This window comes from Nostoc sphaeroides (assembly GCF_003443655.1).
Lineage (GTDB): Bacteria > Cyanobacteriota > Cyanobacteriia > Cyanobacteriales > Nostocaceae > Nostoc > Nostoc sphaeroides.
The window spans coordinates 3,878,696-3,900,890 of sequence record NZ_CP031941.1 but is presented as its reverse complement, the minus strand read 5'-3'; the positions used below and the strand labels follow the sequence as shown (position 1 = coordinate 3,900,890).

Below are 22,195 nucleotides of genomic sequence, written 5' to 3'. Positions count from 1 at the left end.
CCTATTCTTGAGTCGGTTTCGGTCGCTTGATGGGTTTAGGAGCGGGTGTTTTGGGTATAGGTTTTGACACCACAGAGGTGTCACTGCCTGCGCCTGTTTTCTTGATAGGACGTGGGGTTTCGCCACTACTGCGTTTGGGGGGGAATGGTTTTCTACCACCAGCACCACCGCCACCGCCAGCACGAGGGCCACCTTTGAATGGTGGTTTGCGTTTTTTGGGCAAGTCAGCGATCGCCTCAGCTTTTTCTACTATCAAAACGTCAGCTTCTCGCTTGGCTTGAAAGTCCCAGAACTTTCCTACTGCTTTGGTGGTCAGCACACCCCTCAATTTCAACTTGAAATACTTGGGTTTCTCAGTTGGTTTGCGTGCAGCCTGCCTAATTTTGACTACCAAGCTCTTAGCGTCAAAAGATTGGTATACTACCTCACCACGAACAGAAAAACCACCATCTGCAACTTCTGATGAGGGAATTGTGGGAATTGTACTTAGTTCAGAATTTTCGGATAAGCCATCATCGGGTGTCTGTAACTCCTGCGACTCTAAGTCTGAATCGTCTTCATCTGTTGAGTTTTTTGCCAGATTTTCTGGCTCCCAAACTCCGACGATTTGGATATGCAGGGTATCATTCTCTTGTCTTGTACGTGGATATACTACCCACAAGTGTTCTTTTTCTAAGTCTAGATGATTCTTGACTAAGCTCATAATCCGGCCTAGGAGGACGGCATTGAGTTCTACACCATCTGTGGTCAGCAGCGTACCTTGAGTAAATTGTTCGCTGCTAGCATGATAGCGACCCCTAACTAACCCGATCGCTCGATATTGCATCGGCTCACTGGGAGGCGGAATCGGTTGCTGTCGATTAACTAAGTTCCCATTTGAGTCAGTCTCAAAGGGGTTAACAGGCGGATTTTCAGCTTTAGAGGACTTGGCTGCTATGTGAACATTAGCGGCTGCCTCTACGTTAGTTGGGCCCTGGTTAGAGGCAGAAGAATTGGAAGATTCAGGCAACGGCATCAGGTCGGAATTCATAAAAACTCCTTGCGGCGGAGACACATCCCATTGTGGGATTTTACAAAGGCAGCTGGAAAGAGCATTTGTGCGACTGATGAAAGTATATTTGCTTTTCACAAAGTCCCACTAGGGTACTCTATACAATACTAAAGGCGCTAAATTGAGTGTATAAACACTAAATGTGTAATTTAGCGCCTTTACACTAGTTTCGGAAGCATATCATAGCTACAATTCTGACGGCTCCTCCTAAAGTCATCACTTACTTTAGCAGTGTAAATAGTTAATTGTTATAAAATTCACAGGCAATTGACGGTATTCCGCAAAGTTTTGGAAATTTTTAACTTTACGATTTGTGTAAATGATAATGTCATTAAAATTTAGGAGAAAGACAAAACTGTGTCTCAACCGCGCAATCGTTGGATAGTTCAAGTAGTCTTGGCGGTGGCAATTCTTGCTTTTGTGGGTGTTTCGGTGATTCCCATAATTGGAGCATTTAATAATACGCCACCCTCAAGCCAGAATACCGCTAGCAGCAGAGGCACTTTGACCTCTGCTGACCAAAAATCAAAACTGGAAGACGAAGTACGGGGTTATGAACTGGTTTTGCAAAGGGAACCAGAAAATCAGACTGCGCTCAAGGGCTTATTACAGGCGCGGCTACAATTACTGAGCCAAAAAGAAAAAAGTGAGGTTAAACCAGCTGATATCCAAGTTGTCATTGAACCTTTAGAAAAGCTAGCCAAGCTGAATCCCGAACAATCAGAATATTCAGTGCTACTGGCTCAAGCCAAACAACAAATTGGCGATCGCGAAGGAGCCGCTCAAGCTTATCGCTCGATTTTGGATACTAAACCAGGCGATTTGAAGGCTTTACAAGGAATGGTAGCTTTGTTAATCAGTCAGCAACGCCCAGAAGCAGCCATTGGTATGCTGCAAGAAACCCTCTCTAACGCAGCCCAAGCAAATAAAATTCAGCCTGGAAGTGTAGATACAGTAGCCGTGCAGGTGCTGTTAGGTTCTGTTCACGCTTCCCAGAAACAGTACGATCAAGCTAGCTCTGTATATGACCAAGCAATTAAGAAAGATCCCAAGGATTTTCGCCCCGTTGTTGCTAAAGCAATGCTCTTGAAACAACAGGGCAAAGACGCAGATGCAAAACTTTTATTTGATAGCGCCGCAGCTTTAGCACCCGCTCAGTACAAAGATGAAATTAAGAATGCAGCAACGGCTTCCCCCATCCCTAATCCTGCTGCATCTCCCGCGCCTCCATTGAAAAGTACTCCGAAGTAATGGGCATTGGGGAGTTAGGAGTTAGGAGTTAGGAGTTAGGAGTTAGGAGTTAGGAGTTAGGAGTTAGGAATTAGGAGTTAGGAGTTAGGAGTTAGGAGTTAGAATTCTTCCCCTGCCTCCCCTGCTCCCTACTTCATCCCCTCATGCTCCCTCAATGGCAGCAACGACACCAAACACTAAAAACAGGCATCCGCCAATCAGGGTGAGTTGACGCTCAGAAATTCGTCCGGCAATCATTTTGCCGCCGATAACTGCGATCGCAGCACAAATGGCATGTCCTAAAATTGCCCCTATTGTCACTCCAATGGGATTATTACCTGCGGCTAGGGCAATAGTGGCAATTTGGGTGCGATCGCCCCACTCTGCCATAAATGTCAACACAAAGGCTTCTATGACAATTGCCAAGGAAGTCTTTTGCTTTGGTAAGTCCAAATCTGCTTTTTTCACCGCAGCTTCGGCTTCTTCTACAACTTCTGTATCACAAGCAGCAGGAGACATTTTACTAGCGTCATATAACAGCTTCAGACCAAAGGCAATAAACAAAGCTATTTCGGCGTAATGAATATAACTTTTTGGTAACAAAGATACCGCTTGTCCAAATAGCACCGAAAGGATTGTCATCGCGGCTAAAGCGGCTGTCACACCTATAAATACCAGCCGCCGCGAGTGGTGCATCGCCAAAATCACAGCAATAAAAAATGTTTTATCGCCTAGCTCTGAAACTGTAATTAATAATAAACCTGCGGTAAAAGCTGTTAACACTCTCTCAAGCTCCTGAAAAATCGTTTACCGATGTGAAGCTTGATGAGAACCAAAAGACCTCACCAAGTTTACACTTTTCGGTGTGAACTTAGTGAAGGTCTCGCTTTCAAATATTGATTACTTGCCATCTGAACCAGGCTCATCGCCAGTATGTTGATTCAGATGTACTGGCTTTTATGTTTTTATGCCAGCAGCTACTCCCCTTCTATGAAAGTAGATTATACATTTGTTACAGGTACAAGTCAAGAGTAGGGAATGGAGAGGATAACTGTACAGAGAATGAAGCGCACATAAGCCCGATTCAGTGCTTACTGAGGTAAGAAATCATCATTTGTAACTTCTGGTAGCTGATATGGACACACCAGAGGAAAGGATTCCACTAACAAACCAGTTTCAGCTTTTGCTTGCTTAACCGCTTGTGCATAACACTCCGCAAAAACGCTCTCAATATAGGATTTAAGACTAGGCGAATCATCTAGAGCTTCTTTGACACGTCTACGATGTTCAATGATGCTTCCTTCCCAGCTACCGCTTCTCTTTTCAGGCTGAAATTGCCATTTGAGCAAATGCACCAGAATTACAATCAGATTACTCTTGAGGCTCCGACGCTCACTCCTTCCCATGTCGGCAATTTCTTCGATGAGATTTTCCCAGTCCACGTTTGCGTAGTCATGACTGTGCAATTTTGCCACAGTCGTTTCTATCCATTGCAAATAATCCGTGTCATATAGCGTTTGGGAATGCGCCTTTAGGGAAGACATGGCAGTTTCCATCGGAAATGGTTAGATAAGGGATTTCCAAGAAATAAACTATACAATCTTGTGGGGTGGGCGTCTCGCCCGCCCTTGATTACGGGCGGGCGAGACGCCCACCCCACAATAAATACAATAAATAATTGGATATTTTTTTATTTGGAAGTCCCTAATTTCTCGGATATCTTTATGATTAACATCGGTGCGTTAACAGAGTGTAACGCACCTTACGGATTCTAAGAATTGGGAGGTATTAATTTTGTCAGAGGTGTAGTCTCGCGTTCTAGTATGTAAATTTTGCGATGTTCTGTTGACTCATTAGCATCGAGTGGAACGGTGAACAATAGATGAGCATAGTTTGTCTCTTCCTCTGCTTTCGTGAAAGGAACAGCATGACAAATTACTGGAAACCTATCTTTGCTATGCACAATTAAGGGTTCCACTAATCTAGCAAGAATTCGAGTCCCTCCAAAAATATAGCTACGCTCTTGAGCAACTTTTAACTCAGAGAGAGTCCACCAATTGAAAACCATATCACCGTCACTTTTATCAGCAAGTTTCCATTTTTGCCGATAGCTTTTTGGGGTTAAAGTTAACAAACCTTTACCTTCTTCAAGCCTTCTTCTTCTTGCTAAGTTCACTAAAGATGATTCAAATGCAGTGCCAATAGCGACTCTAAAATTTGAGAAATCGTCATTCAAATCATTGTAGGTTAGGAGTCTAAACATATCTCCAATCCCTTTGGTTGCATCTGTAATTACGTTGGCTACCAAGATTTGTTTGCCGTTAACAAGTTCTTCAAATTCAAACGAATCATCAATACCAGATGGCTTAGGTGGTTTGCCAAAACCTTTTCCACCAGAGCGTTTTTCCTTTGCCATCACTCACCTCACTTTTCTAAATCATTTATTAAGTAAAAATGAAATTATTGCACTTTTTACCATTATGCCAGTCCAACCAATTTGGCGCTTAGTTCCCACATGCGATCGCCTTTTTCATCATCGCGGGCTTGAGGAGAGACTTTTTGAACAAAGGACTTGCCGTCTTTCTTCTGGCGATTTCCCCAACTCCAATAAGCACCAGATTGATTGTACTCAGGATCGGCAACTACCGCAGCAACCCGTTCTCCCGCCAACTCTTGAGACACATATCCCCCAGTGATGTACTTCTGGAATAAAGGGAAGATTTTCTGAAATAGGGGATAGTGGTTTCTAAATAGCGGCGTTTCTGCAACACATCCCGGATAGAGAGAGCTGAAGGCGATACCGGTTGACTCGTGATAGCGCCGATGCAGTTCCCGCATAGTCAGCACGTTGCAAACCTTGCTGTCTTTGTAAGCTTTGACGGGTTCAAACTTCTTGCCGTCAATCATCGAGATTGGCTCTTTAAATCCTTCTGCAAAGCCTTGCAAATCGCCCAAGTCTGGACGCGGCGGAATCTTCCCACCCAGTTCGTCTGGATTGTGGGTAACAGTTCCCAAAATTACCAGCCTTGGTTCTGAAGATGACTTCTTCAAATCCTCTAGCATCAGGTTGCACAAAAGGAAGTGTCCGAGGTGATTTGTAGCAACACTTAACTCAAATCCTTCTGGGCTTCGCAGTGGCTCTTTTATTAAGGGCATATAAATTGCAGCGTTGCACACCAAAGCGTCTAGGGAGTTACCGCTTGCTCGGAAGTTCTTCACAAATTGTCGAACACTTTCCATTGAACCAAGGTCGATATGCATGATGGTGTAGCTACCCTGGTGGGGGATTCCCACAGATTGGGCTGCAAGTTGAGCCTTCGCTATATCCCGACAGGCCATCACTACATACCATCCCCTTTCAGCAAGAGCCTTGGCAGCGTACAAACCGACCCCTGAAGATGCACCTGTGATTATAACCGTTGGCTTGTGATGTTGTTCCATTCTGTTCAGCTTCCAATGACTGTCTCTAGGATCTCACACCAGTGAGCCATCATTGTCACCAGCTTTTTCAATGTCAAGGGTAATGATTATCGCCTAATTGTCGGTATTGATTATGAAGACCAGGTAGTTTACTACAAATACTTTCCGCTCTTGGGTATATATGGGTATGAAATCAATAAATATTTACAACACATACTGAATACGATAAAGGAAAATGGAAAAATGACTTTTACTTTTGACGAAATTGCTTATCGCAATCTGGTAGCTGAAGTTGCTCCCAAGGTAATTGAGACGGAAGACGAATATGAACGTGTTTTGACAGTGGTAGAGCGTCTAACCTTTGCGAGAAATCGCACTCCAGAGCAGCGAGTTCTACATAAATTGCTGGTGAAGCTGATTGAGGTATATGAAACACAGAACTACCCGATGGATTTATCTGTGCCTCATGAGATACTTCAACACATTATGGAAGCAAGTGGAACCCGTCAAGCTGACTTAGTAGGCGTTATTGGATCGAGCGGTGTGGTGTCTGAAGTTGTTAATGGTAAGCGTTCGATTAGCAAGGCACAAGCCAAAATACTTGGTGATTACTTCAAGGTTTCACCTAGTTTATTTATCTAAGCCTCAATTTAAAATATAGGCGATCGCTTCTCACTCAGTTCGATTGAGTTTTTCTAAGAGGAGAGCTTCTACCTTGCTCTCAGGATTGTCAAGATCGAAAGGATAAGGGTGTTGTGTAGAGAAGTCAGAACGACTCATCAAAACTTGTAATGCAGCCCGAAACGCTTCTTCCTCATTTCTATGTTCTGAAATATATCGTTTTATTTCAGTATTGGTCATCTGGTTGAGGTTTTGCATCATAGAACAAATTTCCAATTCCCATATTGATCAATTAAATGATCCGGCTTGGGAAGAAAAGATAATAGCTGTGATTCAGAAACAATTAGGTTCTGATTGATAACTTAATCATTTAAAATTCTTAATCGAGGTGGACAAAATTTTTGTAGTCCCCTCGATTTCTCACATAAATTTATCTTTGGCTAATACTTCCGCTCTTTTGGTTCAAACATGGTAATCGCCACCGCTCGATATTGAATCTCAATTCCTGCTGGTGAATAGTAAGCCATTGTGTGTTTGAGAAAGTTGGTATCATCTCGCTCAGAATAATCTTCGCGGAAATGAGCGCCACGACTCTCTTGGCGATTTAAAGCTGATGCCAAAATAGTCTGTCCCACTACCATCAAACTTCGCAATTCTAAGGCTTCCACAAGTTCTGTATTCCAGCAACTACCTTTGTCATCTAAATAAATTTGTGGATATTTTTGTTGGATTTCTGCTAATTTGTGTAACCCTTCACTCATTAATGCCTCAGTGCGGAAAACACCGCAGTACTCAGTCATACAATCCTGGAAGGCTTGACGGACTTCATTAATGCGATATTGTCCTGGTTGTTCTAGCAAAGCTTGGATTTGTTGCTGGGCTTCCGTTACATATCGTTGCTCATCTACAGAGGGCAGCTTACGTTTTTGGACAAATTGCGCGATCGCAGCCCCAGTTCTCTTGCCATAAACGACACATTCCAGCAGAGAATTACTCCCCAAACGATTAGCACCATGTACGGAAACACAAGATGTTTCGCCAGCAGCAAAGAAAGCTTCAACTAAACCATCACCACTACTACGGACTTGCCCATCAGTATTAACTGGGATACCACCCATACAATAGTGAATTGTCGGGCGGACTGGCATAGGTTGAGTTACCGCGTCAACACCTACCAATCGGTGTGCTTCTTCCCAACAGAAGGGGACGCGACTCATAATTTTTTCTTTACCCAGATGGCGGAGATCCAGATAGACAAAGGGGCCACCAGCACTACCATCAAGATGAACACCACGACCGGCGCGAATTTCGTAAGCGATCGCTCGTGAGGTAATATCACGAGGAGCCAGTTCCATGCGACTGGGTGCGTAGTTCGCCATAAAGCGATCGCCTTCACTATTTATCAGATACGCCCCTTCACCCCGTACTGCTTCTGAAATCAACACGCCTACTGGATATAAGCCAGTGGGATGAAATTGGACAAATTCCATATCTTCCAGGGGCAAACCTGCGATCGCAGTCATTGCCAAACCATCCCCAGAAGAAGCGTAATCATTAGAGGTGGTGTTATAAACGCGACCATAGCCCCCTGTGGCAAACATCACTGCCTTGGCTCGCACCACCTCTATACGTCCATCCAAAAGATGGAACATTACCACACCCTTCGCCTCATTTTCTTCTAAAATGAGACGCATCACATACCATTCTTCATAAACTTGCACCCCATAACGCCGCAAGTTATTAACCAATTCGTGCAAAATCGCGTGACCGGTTTTATCAGCAGCGTAGCAAGTGCGATTGTGGGAATGTCCGCCAAAAGCCCGTTGAGCAATGCGCCCATCGGGTAAGCGAGAGAACAAAACCCCTAGATGTTCCAAGTCAATTACTACATCTGGCGCTTCTTGGGCGAGAATTGCCACAGCATCTTGGTCTGCCAAATAATCAGAACCCTTGACAGTATCAAAAGCATGTGCTTGCCAACTATCTTCGGAATCAACATTTCTCAGCGATGCAGCCATACCACCTTGAGCCGCCACTGAGTGCGATCGAATTGGGTGGGTTTTGGCAACCACAGCAATATTTAAACTAGGGTCAATACGGGCAATTTCTACAGCAGCCCGACATCCCGCCAATCCACCCCCGACAATAATCACATCGTGTTCCAGCATAATTAGCCCCTGATTGCAAACCCCTGCTGTTCTATTGTAGAGAGGTGATTAATCAGGTAGTGGGTTGCATCTCTACAAAAAAATCCCTGCCTATAGACAGGGATGCTATTACAAATTTTGAAATTAAGGGACTTCCAAGAAATAAATTATCCAATCTTGTGGGGTGGGTAACATAAGTGCCTTTGACTATGGGCGGGCGAGACGTCCACCCCACAATAAATAGTTGTATATTTTTTTATTTGGAAGTCCCTAAGAGCTAAAAATGAAGTCTCTCCTGTACAGACGCGATTAATGGCGTCTCTACTCCTAACTTTTGTACAGACGCGATTAATCACGTCTCTACTCCTAACTCTTCAGCTAGCCGCTTCTACAGGTTGTTGTTGAGACACATTACCTGGCATGGGTTCCATTTTGGTTCCAGGCCCTACAGGAGTGAGTTCAATATGATTTAACAAGGTAGTGACAAACGCAAACAACAAGAAAGGTAGCGATAGCAGAACGACCAGACCCGCTGTTGCTAAAGCGTACACGGGCCGCTTGGCACCCATAAGCGCTAAGGCTGATGCCAAACTTAGGGTAATTGTAATCAACCAAACAATTATTTGACCGTAGATATCACCGAAAGTCAGGGTACAGACAAACCGATACTTTTGAATATTATTTCCGCTCATCACATTTGCCTCAAGTCTCTCCTAATAGGTTCTACGTTAGAACTATGTTTGCCTTCTAGAGAATTTCTAAATATTTTTGCAAGCTTCGTAATATAACTTCATAATCAACTTTTTTTGTTACAAAGCGCAATTTCTAGTAGAGCATGGCGGAAATACACCAACCATAAGTTAAGGGAAGCCTTTCTTTGGTAGTCGCTACTTGGAATATCTCCTCTTCTCTTGTACTACGGAGTTAGCAGAAAAACTAAGAGAACTAGGTGTTGATATAGGCTAAGTTTTTTGTTAAAAGTTTTCGCAATCCTAATGACCTCCTTAACAAATAGACTCTTTACTAAAGCAAAAATAATTTTTGTCATCTGCCAAATTCCAGATATTTAGGAAATGGTATTTAATTTTTTTGATAGTAAATATTAACTAAATAAATCCAGTAAAGTCAGAATGGAAAAAACCGATTTTTTGATGTTAAATTTTGAGTATTGCCCGAATTTGTTGATTAAAGTCAACAAAACCCTTTATTTTTCGTGGCAATATTGTTTTAGGAGTGAACGTGACTACTATTTTTTTTCGTAAAGGTGTTTTTTGGTTGCCAAGTATAGCTGCTCTTACAGTCCTGAGTAGCGGCTTATCTGCAAGTGCCCAGACAGTTGACAAGGTGAGCAGTCAAGCATTAACCGACCCTTCCACAACCGTAGCGTCTCCCAACGAGTTTAGTACAGAACTAGACACTGTAAGTCAAAATCTCTCTACAGAAACAACTGAAACATTTACAGCAACAAATTTAGCTAAGGTACAGCAGCCCCCAAATGCGATACAGGAAAACGCCAGTGTAACGCCTACACCCATTCCAGGCACAGTGGCAACCTCATCTGCAACGCTTACCTCTGAGTTTGTACAACCGACTTCTCAAACGACTTCTCAACCATCTGCTCCCAAAGTAGCGCAATCGGATATTGATTTAGGTAGAACTACCCGTGGCGGCAGCAGCTATATTGGCGTAGCTGCTAATATTGGTTTGAGTGGTGGAGACTCATCTTTGGGCGATGGTAACTTCGCAGTAGTCAGCAAAATCGGAGTGACAAATTCTATATCAGTGCGACCCTCAGCCGTATTTGGGGACAACACCACAGTTCTAGTTCCGATCACCTACGATTTTACCTTCAAGTCAGCAGATGCTTTTAGCGAACCGTTAGCGATCGCACCTTACATTGGAGTGGGTGCAGCTTACAAAACTGGTGATGATTCGCAATTAGCCTTTTTAGTATCTGGTGGCATTGATGTGCCTCTAACTCCTCAATTCACTGCAACAGCTGCTGTGAATGCCGGATTTTTCGATGAAACTGATATAGGCTTGTTGTTAGGAGTTGGTTACAACTTCACTGGCTTTTAAAACTTAAGAGTTAGAGAGTTAGAAGTTCTAAGTTATTGACACTCCCACACCTTAAAGGTGTGGGATTGCAAAATCTTTGCGCTGTCTACTTACCTTGAGGTGCTTTTTAGCTAATTTCTTAACGGGCTTTCTGCTCTAATACTTGTAATATTTCACTCCTAACTCCAAACTCCAAACTCCTAACTCCAAACTCCAAACTCCAAACTCCTAACTCCAAACTCCTAACTCCTAACTCCTAACTCCTAACTCCTAACTCCAAACTCCTAACTCCAAACTCCTAACTCCTAACTCCTAACTCCTAACTCCTAACTCCTAACTCCTAACTCCTAACTCCTAACTTTTTATTTAGGGGTAACTTTGTCAATTACCTTGATTTTCCCATCGTCTCCTACTGTCCAAACATCGTAAACACCGACTACATCGCCGTTAGCATCAACATCTACGTTGCCGCTAGCTCCTTGATAGTTAATCTTTTGACCATCTTTCAGTAACTTCAGTCCCTCGCAGACATCGGTAACTTCTGTGCCAGGGCCATCAGCGACTTCACGAATTTTGCCGGCTATTCCAACGCCTGTATTTTCTTTAGCAGCTTGTGCTGCCAATGTCAATAAAGCAGCTGCATCCCAAGCTTGAGGAGCGTATTCCCCTGGCGCACCACCCTTTTTATCCTTCCACAGTTTGTTGAAAGCTTCTAGTGCTTTACCATTGGAACCGGGTACTGTACCGATCGCTCCGGTTAAAATAAATTTATCACCATCTTTGCCAACTTGTTCGGGAAAAGTAGGTGATTTTACTCCATCTGTCAGTAAAATTTGCACTCCCTTTGTCACACCTTGCTGATAGGCGGCTTTCAGAAACAGACTACCAGTTTCAGCATAAAGTACAGCTAGGACCGCATCTGGTTTACCAGCAAAAGCAGCAGCCGCTTCTGTATCAAATGTCTGGGCTTTCGGATCGTAGCGGACAGGCTTATCTTTATTAACTATAGTTCCACCCAATTTTTCAAAAGTTTGCACAAATGCTTTTTCAAAGCCAACACCATAATCGTTATTAATCACAACTGTAGAAACTCGCTTGAAACCTTTTTTTCTGGCAAGTTGGGCTAAAGCTAGTGCTTGGTAGGTATCAGGGGGAGCAGTACGCGCCCAAAAGCCTTTATAGTCGCCTTTTTGAGCTTTTTCAGTAAAGACAGGGCTGGTACTACCAGGGGAAACCAGCATAACTTTATTCGGCGTGGCAATGGAGACTGCTGCACTAGAGACGCTACTGGCAAAGGAACCAACTACACCTGCCACTTTATCTAAAGTTGCTAGTTTGGTCATACCGGCTGCACCCGCTCTGGGGTCGGTTTGGTCGTCTACTTGCACTAAAGTAACTGGTTCGCCATTCACCCCACCGCAAGCGTTGACGGTATCGACAAGTAAAGGAACAGAACCTAGCATCTGCTGTCCGACAGAAGCCAAATCGCCTGTAGTCGGTAGCAGGGAACCAATTTTTAGCCCTTTATCACTGCTTGTAGTAGTTGAGTTTGCTGCTGGGGTAGCGGTACTTCCGGTGTTAGCTGTGCCATTGGGGGTACTATTATCACCACAAGCCCCAACTAGGAACCCAATTGCTAGGGTAGCTATACTGAAGGTTAAGGCGGCGCTAATTTTTTTCATAAGTAACTTTGACTCCTCAGATATTTAGGAGCCTAAAAATAAGATTCAAACTAGATTTCTAAGTTAGCTGGATCTTATCAAGACTCCAAAAGATAAATCATATCATCCATCTTTAGGAGTAGAAATATTTACACTAGATTAGTATTATTCTTCCACACAGAACATACTCTGTGTATCAAAGGCTGGAAAACGGAGAGGGAGGGATTCGAACCCTCGGTACGGAGTTACCTGCCGTACAACAGATTAGCAATCTGCCGCTTTCGACCACTCAGCCACCTCTCCATGACTCACGAATATCAATGTTATCAGACTTGCTCTTAAGAGTCAATAGTCATTTGTCATTTGTTATTAGCCGTTGGTTATTTATAAAACACTAAGGACTAAGGACTAGAGACAAATGACTAATTTTTTAAAGGACTTGCGATCGCATCCAAGCCAGGGGCAAGGTGCGTAACTTTTTCCACTGGGGAACGTAAGCCCGTTGACTGAACACATCATAATCGTTGCGTTCAATCACCTCCAAAATTTGACCATACAGCATTGATGCTGCCCACACAGGCCAACGGGCATCGGATGCTAAATAAGTAATTCCCTGGTCGGATGTGCTATAGAATTGACGGGCCCGATCGATTTGAAAGCGCATCAATGCCCGCCAACGATCGTCTACCACACCTTTGAAAAAGTCTTGCTCGGTGTAGTTGAATTTTGCCAAGTCCTCAAGGGGAATGTAGATTCGTCCCCGTTTGGCATCTTCTCCCACATCGCGCAGGATGTTGGTGAGTTGATTGGCAATTCCTAGAGCGATCGCTTCTTCTGTGGGAACATAAGGTTGTTTGTTCTGCTGCCACGGAGCGGTGTATATGGTGCTATCTACACCCATAACTGCTGTTGACATTAAGCCAACAGTGCCAGCAACGCGGTAACAGTAGAGGTATAAGTCCTCAAAGGTTTCATAACGGCTGCGATATAAATCCATGCGCTGACCGGCAATCATATCCCGAAAGGGCTGGATGTCCATCGGAAAACGCTGGAGGGTATCAGCTAAAGCGACATCGTAATTTTCTAATGGGTGTCCCGCAAAAATCGATTCCAGCTGCTGTTCCCATAGGTCTAGGGTTTCTGGCGTGGTAATAGCAGATGCGGGCCCATCTACCAATTCATCTGTACGGCGACACCAAGCGTAAATTGACCAAATAGATTGACGTTTTACCGGACTCATGAGCAAAGTACCCAGGTAAAAGGTCTTGGCATACTTTGCTGTGAGATGCCGACAAAGTTTGTATGACTCGTCTACAGAGACCAGCGTTTTCATGCGCGGGGGGGAATCAGGCAGTTGCAGCATTCGTTGCGGGCGGTCGGGTGAGCGTTTGCAGGTTTGAGGAATTTGCTACCGGGAGAGCCTCAGAAATTGCCTGCGCTGTCAGCTTACCAGAAAGTACGGCACCTTCCATACTGCCTAAGTAGCGTTGCATGGTATAACTTCCGGCGAGATAGAAGTTGGCAATGGGCGTAACTTGTGCGGGACGGTACTGTTGACGACCAGGGGTCGCTTTGTAAACTGAACGCGGCGTTTTCACCACATGAGATTTCAGCAATGTTGCTGGATTGTCTCCCCCAAAGTGGTCGGGGAAAAGTTTTTCCAATTCAGCAAGCGTTGCAGCCACAATCTCCTCATCAGATTTGGCAATCCAATCTTTTGCCGGAGCTAGAACTAATTCCAGCATTGAGCGATTGGGGTTGGCGTATTCACGGCAGGTATTGCTCATATCAGCATAAACGCTTAGGAGGGGCGATCGCGAGAAAAGCAAGTGATCAATTTCTGTAAGTTTCCTATCAAACCACAGATGCAGGTTAATCACTGGTACTCCTTCCAAACCGTCTAGCTTCTGGAAAAACTCCATCAGTTTCCAAGGTTTAGGCAACATGACCTTTAAAGGATCAACCGACATGGCAGATACATAGGAATCTGCTGTGATCACTTCGTCTTCTGCCCCATTTAACCCTCGAATCAAGTATCCTTTTACCGTGCCATCGGCGTTGAGCAAAATCTCTTTCAAGGGGGCATTCAACCGCACTTCTCCACCGCGCTCTGTGATGTAATCTACGATCGGGCTGCATAGACGTTCTGTGGGAGAACCATCCAAAAATGCGATTTTGGAGCCATATCGTTCTTGCAGAAAGCGATTCAGTGCAGTTAACAGAATCGTTGCCGAAACTTCATCAGGATTGATAAAGGTGAGTGCTTTACATGCGGCGATAAAAACGTCACTAGTTACCCGCTCGTCAACACCTTGCCTTTTCAACCACTCTAGGAAGCTATATTTGTCCATCTCTTCAACATACTTTTGACCCCGAACCACTGCTGGAAGGAGGCCAACTGCAAAGCGAATCTTCTGCTCCCAAGTCAACATGTCTTTGTTGCGAAGAATCGACGCAATCACGTTGAAAGGAGATGGAATATCTGGAACATCAAAACGTGAGAGTGTCCCAGGCTTGTCTGGTTGATTGAAAATCAACGTATGATCTTTCCACTGGAGTCTGTCTTCAATGCCCAACTCCTTGAGCAATTGGAGCATATTCGGATATGCCCCAAAGAAGGCGTGTAAACCGGTTTCGTACCAGTCGCCGTCAGAGTCTTTCCACGCCGCAACAAGACCACCCAATACGTCCCGGCTTTCCAAGACAATGGGAGTGTGACCTGCGTCCGTGAGATATTTCGCGCAGGAAAGTCCTGCTAGACCAGCACCCGCGATCGCTACTCGCATTTAACCCTAATGCCCTTCAATATTTCTTAATGGTTTTGTCGATTCTCATTATACGTTGCAATCCGTTACATTTGGCAGTTATTGTGCGATCGCTCTCCCAAAAAACTTTTGTCAAAGGGAATTTTACCTACGCGCACCTACCCAACAAAATTGCCAACACCATTGTTGGTAATAGGTTTTGGCAAACATTTCATCTAGATTTATATACAGAAAATTTAGGGAAAACAAAAGTAATTTTTTTGAGTGAAAATAAGTAATCTCAAACGTGGCCTTAAACTAGTTGATTTCTTTGGGAATCCGTGTATCTGCTATGAGAAGATATCTCGGACAGTGGTGAAAGGCTACCAGTTGATTTTCAGAATACTTTTATTCGGCAAACATTGAATTTGTGTAAAAATAAAGACTAAATATATTTTATTTAAGTATTTTTGCTGTTACATCATGGTGACAATTGTGGAAACTGAAGACTAAATTCATGAAGCTGTTACGCAAATAAGATTGCACATCAACTGGTGAGATTGTCATTTGTCATTTGTCCTTTGTCCAAAGTCCAATGGTAAACACTTCTGGACTAATACTTCTCTACGAGAGGCTGCGCCAACGACAAGGCCCAGTACAAGTAACTAATGACGGTCGGACGGTTTACACGGAGTTTGTGCAATATGTAGGCGCGTTAACTCATCACATAAGTTACCTAAATACATTTTAGTAGAGAAGATGCTCGGAAGTCGTGCTGCATTCCATAGTCAGTTCGGGCAAATTCTATTTGTAATATTAAACGGTCTTTATGAGTAGGAGTAATTCCTTTATGAAAACAAAGCGGATCTTCCACAAATCCAAAACCAGCTTTGCCACAAATCTTTACTAAAGATTCAGAACCATAATAATTGATGATTTCTTCATCTGTCTCTCGTTTACGTAGCCAAAGATATGACAGCTTCTTCTTATTGTGACTACCACGAACACAGATATGAGGCCCGCTTTGATCATCTACATCAGTCAAATAAAAGAAAAATTTTATAAACCGATAATCGTCTATATCGTAATGAAACAATTGAGCAGCTTGGTTTTTTTGATGATACGTTGTTTCTCCTGAAAAACTCCACCACATCATATTCCCTTGATGTACTGGTTGAGCATTTAAATATCTAGCAGCTATTGCCAATAAATTTGGCTCATTTTGAAGTTTTTTTATAGCAGGGCAAAGCAAAGACGTATTAAAATAACTACCGATGATAAAATGCTTTCCTGACTTGAGTTGAGCTTCTTCTTTTTGATGATAAAAGAAACCCATATTTGTTTTTCGATTCCCATAGCAAACTGTTGAATAAGCAAATTCGACTATTTCTTTAACAATCTCTTGGGGTAAATTAATTCCCAAATATAATCCTTCAGTTTTGAGGGTGTTAACAACGTCGTCAACATTCACATCTGTAAAACAACTATTGCTTTCATTAACAACTGATGAAGATAATTTTTTTGAGGGTTTTAACAAAAATATCATTATAGTTCGCCCAGTTTTAAATCGGGCAATTTTACGCATTACAAGCCATCTGGGATTTTTAGTCAATCCTTTATAATTTTCATAACAAATATTATAAAATTTGGAAAAAATTCTATCTAGATAGTTGTTGAATAAACTTATAGACATAAGTCTCCTGAGATTTAGATGGTAGGATGCGTTCACAGAGCGACTCCAAAGGAACACCGCAAAAATCATTTTGCGGAAAAACTAATCTATACTTACGTAAGTAATATCATGTAATTTAGCTCTAAATTGTGAAATAATGAATAATATTTGCCGAGAAGATATTTACTGTTTCTTTTTATAAGTCAGTCTTTTTTAAAGAGTTACTGAGAGGTTCAAGGGTATTGAACATAAAGTATTGTTCAACAAGTAGGAAAGCAAACAGAAAATTCTTTACCTTCTGCCTCTTAAAAGTTCCCACTCCCCATAAAAGTGTAGAATCAGGGTTTATGTCTTCATAGGTTGAACATCCCAGTTATTTGCTACACAAGTATAGGTAAAGGATTATGCCAATATCGCAGGAGCTAAAGTGCTTTGGACATCACCTGATTCTAGGTATTTCTGGCACGACATTAAGCGATGATGATAAACGCGCACTCAGTGAATTAAAGCCGATTGGGGTAATCTTTTTCGCTAAAAACTTTTTGGATAGCACACCATATCAAGTTTGGCTAGAAAGCTTCAAAGATTTAAACAATCAGATACGAGAATATACTGAACGTGATTCGATGTTTATGACTTTGGATCATGAAGGAGGTCGTGTGATTCGTACACCACTGCCGATTACGCGGTTTCCTCATGCGTTGTTGCTGCGATCGCACGCCCGCGAAGTAGCAAAAGCCACAGCAGTAGAACTCAAATCACTAGGAATAAATTTATCTTGGGCACCTGTAGCAGATATTTTTTCCTATCCCCACAACCCCGTCATTGGATCTCGCGCCTTTGGTAACACTCCCGAAATTGCTGCAAAAGATGCTCGTGAGTACTACCTTGGACTTCAAGAGTCAGGAATTTTGGGATGCGCCAAACACTTCCCCGGACATGGAGACACCAGCAAAGACTCTCACCTTGAGCTACCAATACTGAATTTAACTTTAGAAGACCTGCGACTTCGAGAACTCATACCTTTCAAAGCTTTAATCGAAGTACAGATTCCTTTAATCATGACTGCCCATATTTTATTTCCTAAGATAGATGCTGATGTACCAGCAACGCTTTCCCAGGCTATTCTCAAAACCATACTTAGAGAGGAACTTGGCTTTCGGGGAGTGGTTGTATCTGACGACTTAGATATGAAAGCGATCTCAGATATGTTTATTAAAGCTGGTACTGTGGCGCGGTCGTTTCATGCAGGCTGCGACCTGTTTATTGTCTCACGCAATATCAACTCATCATCTATTGAAAGAACTTATCAGATTGCTGAAGATTTCGTTGATTCCCTCAGTAAGGGCAGCTTAGATGAATCAGTAGTGGAAGCAGCCAAAGAAAGAATCGATAAACTGCTGGCATTAACACCGCAATATCCCGTACATGCTCTGGATAAAGATATATTATTGCAACATGCTCAACTAGCGATCGCTAGTTCCTATTCATAATGGGTGGTATAGGGGTCGAACCTATTTCTGCGGGTTAAAAGCCTGCTGCACAGCCGTTATGCCAACCACCCTAGTTAATTTAAATAAGAAATGGGCAAATGCGATCGTATACTTACATTGCAAGTCTTGTAACACCAACACTAGAGATGAATCCACCAGGGAGGTACTGCCCCTCCTATTTCTGTGTTATCAGCACAGCGCCTTGCTTTTCGGCTTCAGGTGGAAAAGAGGAAGATGGAGGAATTGAACCCCTACAGTTGCCCATACCCTGGTTTTCAAGACCAGTTGCCGTCCATTCAGCAGCATCTTCCATTCAAGGGTATCTGACGGGACTTGAACCCGCTATGACTGGTTCCACAAACCAGCGCCTCGACCACTTTGGCCTCAGACACCATCAGTGGAATCAATGGGAATTGAACCCATAACCTCCTGCTTGCAAGGCAGGCGCTCTAGCCATTTGAGCTATGACCCCATCAAACAAGTGAAAAGAGCAGAATAAAAAATACTAAAGAGTACTAAAGAAAAAAAAATAATTAAATTCTTTTTTTTGACTTTTGACTTTTGACTTGTTTAGGCGGGAGTGGTAGGACTTGAACCTACAACTTTCGAGGTAGAAGCTCGAAGCTCTATTCCATTGAGCTACACTCCCAATATTTGGTAGTCCTGGCAGGAATTGAACCCGCAACATTCTTCTTGTAAGGAAGACACTCTACCAATTGAGCTACAGGACTACGCAAGCGAGTGGAGGGACTTGAACCCACGCACTGAGTATGGCGTACTCAGATGCTACCGATTACATCACACCCGCATCAAGCTGGTAACAGGAATTGAACCTGCAACCTACTGATTACAAGTCAGTTGCTCTGCCAATTGAGCTACACCAGCACTAATTTTGGTGACCGGGGCAGGAGTCGAACCTGCCGATATTCAGGTTATGCAGCCCCACGAGCCACCGTTGCTCTATCCCCGCATATTCACCAATACCCCTGACTGGATTTGAACCAGCAACCTCTTCGTTCTAAGCGAAGCGCCTCTTCCGTTGGGCTACAAGGGCATATCGGGATGGCAGGATTTGAACCTGCGACTCCATGCTCCCAAAGCATGGCTTCTGGCCACTGAATTACATCCCGTTGGTACACAAGAGTGGGAGTTGAACCCACAAACAAACAGATTTTAAGTCTGCCATCTTTTCCAATTGGGCTACAGGAGCAAGTTTTGGTACTCTTGGTGGGAATTGTAGACGCAGAGCGGCTTCCCGCAGGGTACCCACAACATACCGTTTTTGAGACGGCAGCCTCTTCCAGTTGGGCTACAAGAGCAGGTTTGGCAGCCCCGCCAGGACTCGAACCTGGAATCTTCGCCTTCAAAGGGCGCTATGTTGCCAATTACACCATAGGGCTTTATTGCCAGGGCAGGGTTTGAACCTGCAACCTCATCGTTCAGAGCGATGCGACTTACCAATTCGTCCACCCGGCATTAAACAATTCGTAATTCGTAGTTCGTAATTCGTAATTATGTTTTTTGAGAGTGATTTTAACCCCGACTAACATACAAGCCATTTATAAAAACGTGGGTATAAACCCTTGTTTAATTACAAATTACGAATTAATAATTACGAATTATGATTGGCTGCCTCAGTAGGACTCGAACCTACAACCGCGCGGTTAACAGCCGCTTGCTCTACCATTGAGCTATGAGGCAACGAAGCCCCCCAGGTCGGAATCGAACCGACGACCTCCTGTTCTTCAGACAGGCGCTAACTACCAACTGAGCTACCGGGGGATAAAAGAAGAGATTATGTAACGAGAGCGGAGGGATTTGAACCCTCACGTCTTCAGTTTCGTAGACTGAGATGTTATCCAGTTACACCACACTCTCAAAGCGGAGAGAACAGGATTTGAACCTGTGACGGGTAAACTACCCGTTTCCTCTTAGCAGGAGGACGCTTTAGGCCACTCAGCCACCTCTCCATAGTGGGTCTGAACCTGCGTGCAAAAAAGAACAGTTTTACAGACTGTCGCCTTCAGCCAGACTCGGCCACCGACCCATAATTATTCCCTCGACGAGAATTGAACTCGCATCTGTGCTTTGAAAGAACACTGACTTAACCATTCGTCCACGAGGGCATAATTGACTGAATTTTAGATTTTAAATTTTAGATTTTGGATTAAATTATTTAATCTAAAATTGTCTGACACAGGGACTAGGATTTGAACCTAGAACATCGGATTTGGAGTCACGAGGTGTTACCGTTACACCATCCCTGCATTTGGTGGCAGTGGCGGGATTTGCACCCGCATATACCAGGGTATGAACCTGGGGCTTTGCTGGTTAAGCTACACTGCGGAAAGCACCAGAGGCTGAGGTGAGATTTGAACTCACGATATCGGTTTTGCAGACCGACGCCTTCGACCACTTGGCTACTCAGCCATTTGAGAGTCCCGACGAGATTCGCACTCGCAATCTTCAGCTTGAGAGGCTGACGGCTTAAACTATTCGCCTACAGGACTGCAACCAGGGTGACAGGACTTATAGCTTGCTTCCCACAGGTTACCCGCAACATTTCCGCAGACAACGGAACGCTCTAGCCAGTTGAGCTACACCCCGATTTATTGAATCTGTGCCTAAATTGTTAGGTTTTTAAGCACAAATTTGTTTGGTGAACTTGCCCATTTCTTATTTAGTTTTCAAGGTTCAGAAAAATTACTTTTAACTGTTAAAAACTGTTAGGAAAACAACCGAAACTCTAGGTAGCAAGCCTGTTGTGTATTACGGATGTATTCTCTAGTTTTGCTGAGTGCAAACTCAAAACTTTTTTGGTTGATTACTTCTACTTCCGATGGTTTGCGAGTAGAAACAGCTTTGTTGACTGGGGACTTTGGTTGATTCCAACGCCTGTCTTTTAGTTGGATGTAGAACATGACTTTGACCCTTGAGAAGCTTTGTCTTTCGCTTCACTACATTTATACTACAAAATACTACAAGAGGTGTCAAGGGGTTTCAGAAAAATTTTTTGGAATTGTCTAGAAAAGCTTCTGCATTTATATTTGAGCTTGCTAAACCCTCTGAAAAGTCAAACTACAGTTTATGATTGGGTGAATCTTTAAAAGCCTGAAAAGCCTGACGTGACAAATAACTCCCTCAAGCGACAACAGATAATTAGTTTTGTCGCGATCGCCTCTACGATTACAGCTTGTAGTATCACCCCACAATTGGGGTTGAACAAGCCTTTAAGCAAAATCAATATTGCACAAGTTCCAGATCATCCAGCCAAGAGCCAAATTAATGTCCAACTACCGCCAGCCAAAGTAGAAAACCCTACCTTTACAGTCCCAGCTAAATTTCAGGGAAAAACAGTTTATAAAGCCCAACCCAGGAATAACGAAAAGGTTATTGCTCTAAGCATTGATGATGGGCCGTGGCCGAAGACAACCCTAGAAATGCTGGATATCCTGAAGCAAAATGATGTTAAAGCAACATTTTTTTGGGTAGGACAAGCTTTGCAAGCAAATCCCGACCTAGCCAAGCGTGAAGTAGCCGAGGGACACGCCATTGGCAACCATACTTGGCATCATTGGTATCGGCGAATGGATGAAGCCACAGCGAAGAATGAAATCGATCGCACAGCCGATTTGATATACAAAACTACAGGAGTGAAAACTGCTCTGTTTCGTCCTCCTGGAGGCTTTTTAAATAACGGACTAGCCGCTTACGCCAAAAGCCAGAAAGACGCTGTAATTATGTGGTCGCTAACTTCAGCCGATACTGATCCTCATGCCAAACCGCAAGCATTTGTCAATAATGTATTGAAAGGCGCGAAACCAGGTTCTATTGTTTTGATGCATGACGGTGGTGGCGATCGCCAAAGAACTGTACAAGCATTGCCACAAATCATCAGTGGACTCAAACAGCAAGGCTACCGATTTGTGACAATTCCCGAATTGTTAAAAATGGCGCAATAAATGGGGAGTAATTATTTCTCCCCGAATTTTAGATTTTAAATTTTGGATTTTGGATTAAATAGCCCAAAATCCAAAAAGGTCTATTCTGGCAGTGTCTCCAAGAGTTACCCCCAAATTTCAACGCGAGAACAAATCT

General features: G+C 43.5%; 19 protein-coding genes, 24 tRNA genes and 1 pseudogene. 7 read left to right on the top strand and 37 right to left on the bottom strand.

The features are described 5' to 3' along the window. Position 1 precedes the first annotated feature (1 nt). On the bottom strand, positions 2 to 1,030 hold the full coding sequence (locus D1367_RS17315) for a hypothetical protein (protein ID WP_118167509.1): 1,029 nt from the start codon (positions 1,028 to 1,030) through the stop codon (positions 2 to 4). A 378-nt stretch (positions 1,031 to 1,408) separates the two neighbouring features. On the opposite strand from D1367_RS17315, the gene D1367_RS17310 reads away from it, so the two are divergent. Then, a complete protein-coding gene (locus tag D1367_RS17310) occupies positions 1,409 to 2,302 on the top strand; it encodes a tetratricopeptide repeat protein (protein WP_118167508.1) in 894 nt (297 codons plus the stop codon). 141 nt (positions 2,303 to 2,443) lie between these two features. On the opposite strand, the gene D1367_RS17305 is transcribed toward D1367_RS17310, so the two are convergent. From D1367_RS17305 to D1367_RS17290, 4 genes are all read right to left on the bottom strand, one after another. Next, entirely contained in the window at positions 2,444 to 3,064 is a 621-nt protein-coding gene (locus D1367_RS17305) for a TMEM165/GDT1 family protein (protein WP_118167507.1), read from the bottom strand. Positions 3,065 to 3,372: 308 nt separating this feature from the next. Then, positions 3,373 to 3,837 (bottom strand): DUF29 domain-containing protein, encoded by a 465-nt coding sequence (locus D1367_RS17300; protein WP_228674828.1) that lies wholly within the window; start codon positions 3,835 to 3,837, stop codon positions 3,373 to 3,375. A 215-nt stretch (positions 3,838 to 4,052) separates the two neighbouring features. After that, positions 4,053 to 4,697 carry a hypothetical protein gene (locus tag D1367_RS17295; RefSeq protein WP_118167506.1) on the bottom strand — a complete coding sequence of 215 codons (645 nt, stop codon included), beginning with the start codon at positions 4,695 to 4,697 and terminating at the stop codon, positions 4,053 to 4,055. Positions 4,698 to 4,759: 62 nt separating this feature from the next. Further along, positions 4,760 to 5,722, bottom strand: coding sequence for a protochlorophyllide reductase (locus D1367_RS17290; protein ID WP_118167505.1), 963 nt, complete (start codon positions 5,720 to 5,722; stop codon positions 4,760 to 4,762). A 48-nt stretch (positions 5,723 to 5,770) separates the two neighbouring features. On the opposite strand from D1367_RS17290, the pseudogene D1367_RS33355 reads away from it, so the two are divergent. Both D1367_RS33355 and D1367_RS17280 read left to right on the top strand, forming a co-directional pair. Then, positions 5,771 to 5,830, top strand: a pseudogene (locus D1367_RS33355) (hypothetical protein); the annotation flags it as partial. Between the two features lie 114 nt (positions 5,831 to 5,944). Beyond that, a complete protein-coding gene (locus D1367_RS17280; RefSeq protein ID WP_118167504.1) occupies positions 5,945 to 6,343 on the top strand; it encodes a helix-turn-helix domain-containing protein in 399 nt (132 codons plus the stop codon). Between the two features lie 30 nt (positions 6,344 to 6,373). On the opposite strand, the gene D1367_RS17275 is transcribed toward D1367_RS17280, so the two are convergent. From D1367_RS17275 to D1367_RS17265, 3 genes are all read right to left on the bottom strand, one after another. Continuing rightward, complete coding sequence (locus D1367_RS17275) at positions 6,374 to 6,583, bottom strand: DUF6887 family protein (protein WP_118167503.1); 210 nt, start codon at positions 6,581 to 6,583, stop codon at positions 6,374 to 6,376. Between the two features lie 179 nt (positions 6,584 to 6,762). Continuing rightward, positions 6,763 to 8,490, bottom strand: a complete 1,728-nt coding sequence (locus D1367_RS17270; protein WP_118167502.1) for a succinate dehydrogenase/fumarate reductase flavoprotein subunit — start codon at positions 8,488 to 8,490, stop codon at positions 6,763 to 6,765. Positions 8,491 to 8,843: 353 nt separating this feature from the next. Beyond that, the gene (locus tag D1367_RS17265; RefSeq protein WP_118167501.1) at positions 8,844 to 9,161 is read right to left on the bottom strand and encodes a hypothetical protein; all 318 of its coding nucleotides are present in this window, start codon (positions 9,159 to 9,161) and stop codon (positions 8,844 to 8,846) included. Positions 9,162 to 9,708: 547 nt separating this feature from the next. On the opposite strand from D1367_RS17265, the gene D1367_RS17260 reads away from it, so the two are divergent. Then, positions 9,709 to 10,548 carry a hypothetical protein gene (locus tag D1367_RS17260; protein ID WP_118167500.1) on the top strand — a complete coding sequence of 280 codons (840 nt, stop codon included), beginning with the start codon at positions 9,709 to 9,711 and terminating at the stop codon, positions 10,546 to 10,548. 341 nt (positions 10,549 to 10,889) lie between these two features. Here the strand turns inward: D1367_RS17260 and D1367_RS17255 are convergent, their stop codons facing one another. From D1367_RS17255 to pds, 4 genes are all read right to left on the bottom strand, one after another. Continuing rightward, complete coding sequence (locus tag D1367_RS17255; protein WP_118167499.1) at positions 10,890 to 12,209, bottom strand: ABC transporter substrate-binding protein; 1,320 nt, start codon at positions 12,207 to 12,209, stop codon at positions 10,890 to 10,892. Between the two features lie 190 nt (positions 12,210 to 12,399). Next, positions 12,400 to 12,491 (bottom strand) — tRNA-Ser (locus D1367_RS17250). Between the two features lie 127 nt (positions 12,492 to 12,618). Continuing rightward, entirely contained in the window at positions 12,619 to 13,551 is a 933-nt protein-coding gene (crtB, locus tag D1367_RS17245; protein ID WP_118167498.1) for a 15-cis-phytoene synthase CrtB, read from the bottom strand. After that, a complete protein-coding gene (gene pds, locus D1367_RS17240; RefSeq protein WP_118167497.1) occupies positions 13,535 to 14,974 on the bottom strand; it encodes a 15-cis-phytoene desaturase in 1,440 nt (479 codons plus the stop codon). Before pds ends, crtB begins: the two co-directional genes overlap by 17 nt. A gap of 29 nt (positions 14,975 to 15,003) precedes the next feature. Between pds and D1367_RS17235 the strand changes: the two genes are divergently transcribed. After that, the gene (locus D1367_RS17235) at positions 15,004 to 15,231 is read left to right on the top strand and encodes a hypothetical protein (RefSeq protein WP_147337380.1); all 228 of its coding nucleotides are present in this window, start codon (positions 15,004 to 15,006) and stop codon (positions 15,229 to 15,231) included. A 437-nt stretch (positions 15,232 to 15,668) separates the two neighbouring features. Here the strand turns inward: D1367_RS17235 and D1367_RS17230 are convergent, their stop codons facing one another. Beyond that, on the bottom strand, positions 15,669 to 16,625 hold the full coding sequence (locus D1367_RS17230; protein WP_181984867.1) for a phytanoyl-CoA dioxygenase family protein: 957 nt from the start codon (positions 16,623 to 16,625) through the stop codon (positions 15,669 to 15,671). Between the two features lie 383 nt (positions 16,626 to 17,008). On the opposite strand from D1367_RS17230, the gene nagZ reads away from it, so the two are divergent. Next, a complete protein-coding gene (nagZ, locus tag D1367_RS17225) occupies positions 17,009 to 18,097 on the top strand; it encodes a beta-N-acetylhexosaminidase (protein WP_118167494.1) in 1,089 nt (362 codons plus the stop codon). Here the strand turns inward: nagZ and D1367_RS17220 are convergent. The 24 genes from D1367_RS17220 to D1367_RS17120 form a co-directional block, all read right to left on the bottom strand. Next, positions 18,098 to 18,168, bottom strand: a tRNA-Lys gene (locus tag D1367_RS17220). Positions 18,169 to 18,325: 157 nt separating this feature from the next. Then, positions 18,326 to 18,408, bottom strand: a tRNA-Ser gene (locus D1367_RS30940). A 7-nt stretch (positions 18,409 to 18,415) separates the two neighbouring features. Next, positions 18,416 to 18,489: transfer RNA gene (locus D1367_RS17215), tRNA-His, on the bottom strand. Between the two features lie 6 nt (positions 18,490 to 18,495). Next, positions 18,496 to 18,569, bottom strand: a tRNA-Ala gene (locus tag D1367_RS17210). A 103-nt stretch (positions 18,570 to 18,672) separates the two neighbouring features. Beyond that, a tRNA-Arg gene (locus tag D1367_RS17205) sits at positions 18,673 to 18,746 on the bottom strand. A gap of 6 nt (positions 18,747 to 18,752) precedes the next feature. After that, positions 18,753 to 18,828: transfer RNA gene (locus D1367_RS17200), tRNA-Val, on the bottom strand. 5 nt (positions 18,829 to 18,833) lie between these two features. Next, positions 18,834 to 18,905: transfer RNA gene (locus D1367_RS17195), tRNA-Gly, on the bottom strand. Positions 18,906 to 18,909: 4 nt separating this feature from the next. Then, positions 18,910 to 18,982, bottom strand: a tRNA-Thr gene (locus D1367_RS17190). A 96-nt stretch (positions 18,983 to 19,078) separates the two neighbouring features. After that, positions 19,079 to 19,151: transfer RNA gene (locus D1367_RS17185), tRNA-Leu, on the bottom strand. A gap of 3 nt (positions 19,152 to 19,154) precedes the next feature. Beyond that, a tRNA-Pro gene (locus D1367_RS17180) sits at positions 19,155 to 19,227 on the bottom strand. A gap of 86 nt (positions 19,228 to 19,313) precedes the next feature. Then, positions 19,314 to 19,416 (bottom strand) — tRNA-Leu (locus D1367_RS30935). A gap of 5 nt (positions 19,417 to 19,421) precedes the next feature. Next, positions 19,422 to 19,497 (bottom strand) — tRNA-Gln (locus tag D1367_RS17175). 3 nt (positions 19,498 to 19,500) lie between these two features. Beyond that, positions 19,501 to 19,573 (bottom strand) — tRNA-Gln (locus D1367_RS17170). A 150-nt stretch (positions 19,574 to 19,723) separates the two neighbouring features. Beyond that, positions 19,724 to 19,798: transfer RNA gene (locus D1367_RS17165), tRNA-Asn, on the bottom strand. A 6-nt stretch (positions 19,799 to 19,804) separates the two neighbouring features. Beyond that, positions 19,805 to 19,879: transfer RNA gene (locus D1367_RS17160), tRNA-Phe, on the bottom strand. A gap of 21 nt (positions 19,880 to 19,900) precedes the next feature. Beyond that, positions 19,901 to 19,975: transfer RNA gene (locus tag D1367_RS17155), tRNA-Arg, on the bottom strand. Positions 19,976 to 19,979: 4 nt separating this feature from the next. Beyond that, positions 19,980 to 20,067: transfer RNA gene (locus D1367_RS17150), tRNA-Ser, on the bottom strand. Positions 20,068 to 20,151: 84 nt separating this feature from the next. Further along, positions 20,152 to 20,222: transfer RNA gene (locus tag D1367_RS17145), tRNA-Glu, on the bottom strand. Between the two features lie 70 nt (positions 20,223 to 20,292). Then, a tRNA-Trp gene (locus D1367_RS17140) sits at positions 20,293 to 20,364 on the bottom strand. A gap of 3 nt (positions 20,365 to 20,367) precedes the next feature. Continuing rightward, positions 20,368 to 20,443 (bottom strand) — tRNA-Met (locus tag D1367_RS17135). 11 nt (positions 20,444 to 20,454) lie between these two features. Continuing rightward, positions 20,455 to 20,527 (bottom strand) — tRNA-Cys (locus tag D1367_RS17130). A 6-nt stretch (positions 20,528 to 20,533) separates the two neighbouring features. Next, positions 20,534 to 20,607 (bottom strand) — tRNA-Glu (locus D1367_RS17125). A 4-nt stretch (positions 20,608 to 20,611) separates the two neighbouring features. Beyond that, positions 20,612 to 20,704 (bottom strand) — tRNA-Asp (locus tag D1367_RS30930). A gap of 119 nt (positions 20,705 to 20,823) precedes the next feature. Further along, positions 20,824 to 21,018 (bottom strand): hypothetical protein, encoded by a 195-nt coding sequence (locus D1367_RS17120; protein ID WP_118167493.1) that lies wholly within the window; start codon positions 21,016 to 21,018, stop codon positions 20,824 to 20,826. Positions 21,019 to 21,222: 204 nt separating this feature from the next. On the opposite strand from D1367_RS17120, the gene D1367_RS17115 reads away from it, so the two are divergent. Further along, positions 21,223 to 22,059 (top strand): polysaccharide deacetylase family protein, encoded by an 837-nt coding sequence (locus D1367_RS17115; protein WP_118167492.1) that lies wholly within the window; start codon positions 21,223 to 21,225, stop codon positions 22,057 to 22,059. Positions 22,060 to 22,195 lie beyond the last annotated feature (136 nt).

Bases quoted from the DNA above. Each gene is read 5' to 3' on its own strand.
- D1367_RS17315 (WP_118167509.1), bottom strand. From the start codon at position 1,030: ATGAATTCCGACCTGATGCCGTTGCCTGAATCTTCCAATTCTTCTGCC.
- D1367_RS17300 (WP_228674828.1), bottom strand. From the start codon at position 3,837: ATGGAAACTGCCATGTCTTCCCTAAAGGCGCATTCCCAAACGCTATAT.
- D1367_RS17295 (WP_118167506.1), bottom strand. From the start codon at position 4,697: ATGGCAAAGGAAAAACGCTCTGGTGGAAAAGGTTTTGGCAAACCACCT.
- D1367_RS17290 (WP_118167505.1), bottom strand. From the start codon at position 5,722: ATGGAACAACATCACAAGCCAACGGTTATAATCACAGGTGCATCTTCA.
- D1367_RS17280 (WP_118167504.1), top strand. From the start codon at position 5,945: ATGACTTTTACTTTTGACGAAATTGCTTATCGCAATCTGGTAGCTGAA.
- D1367_RS17275 (WP_118167503.1), bottom strand. From the start codon at position 6,583: ATGATGCAAAACCTCAACCAGATGACCAATACTGAAATAAAACGATAT.
- D1367_RS17270 (WP_118167502.1), bottom strand. From the start codon at position 8,490: ATGCTGGAACACGATGTGATTATTGTCGGGGGTGGATTGGCGGGATGT.
- D1367_RS17265 (WP_118167501.1), bottom strand. From the start codon at position 9,161: ATGAGCGGAAATAATATTCAAAAGTATCGGTTTGTCTGTACCCTGACT.
- D1367_RS17255 (WP_118167499.1), bottom strand. From the start codon at position 12,209: ATGAAAAAAATTAGCGCCGCCTTAACCTTCAGTATAGCTACCCTAGCA.
- crtB (WP_118167498.1), bottom strand. From the start codon at position 13,551: ATGCTGCAACTGCCTGATTCCCCCCCGCGCATGAAAACGCTGGTCTCT.
- pds (WP_118167497.1), bottom strand. From the start codon at position 14,974: ATGCGAGTAGCGATCGCGGGTGCTGGTCTAGCAGGACTTTCCTGCGCG.
- D1367_RS17235 (WP_147337380.1), top strand. From the start codon at position 15,004: ATGGTTTTGTCGATTCTCATTATACGTTGCAATCCGTTACATTTGGCA.
- D1367_RS17230 (WP_181984867.1), bottom strand. From the start codon at position 16,625: ATGTCTATAAGTTTATTCAACAACTATCTAGATAGAATTTTTTCCAAA.
- nagZ (WP_118167494.1), top strand. From the start codon at position 17,009: ATGCCAATATCGCAGGAGCTAAAGTGCTTTGGACATCACCTGATTCTA.
- D1367_RS17120 (WP_118167493.1), bottom strand. From the start codon at position 21,018: ATGTTCTACATCCAACTAAAAGACAGGCGTTGGAATCAACCAAAGTCC.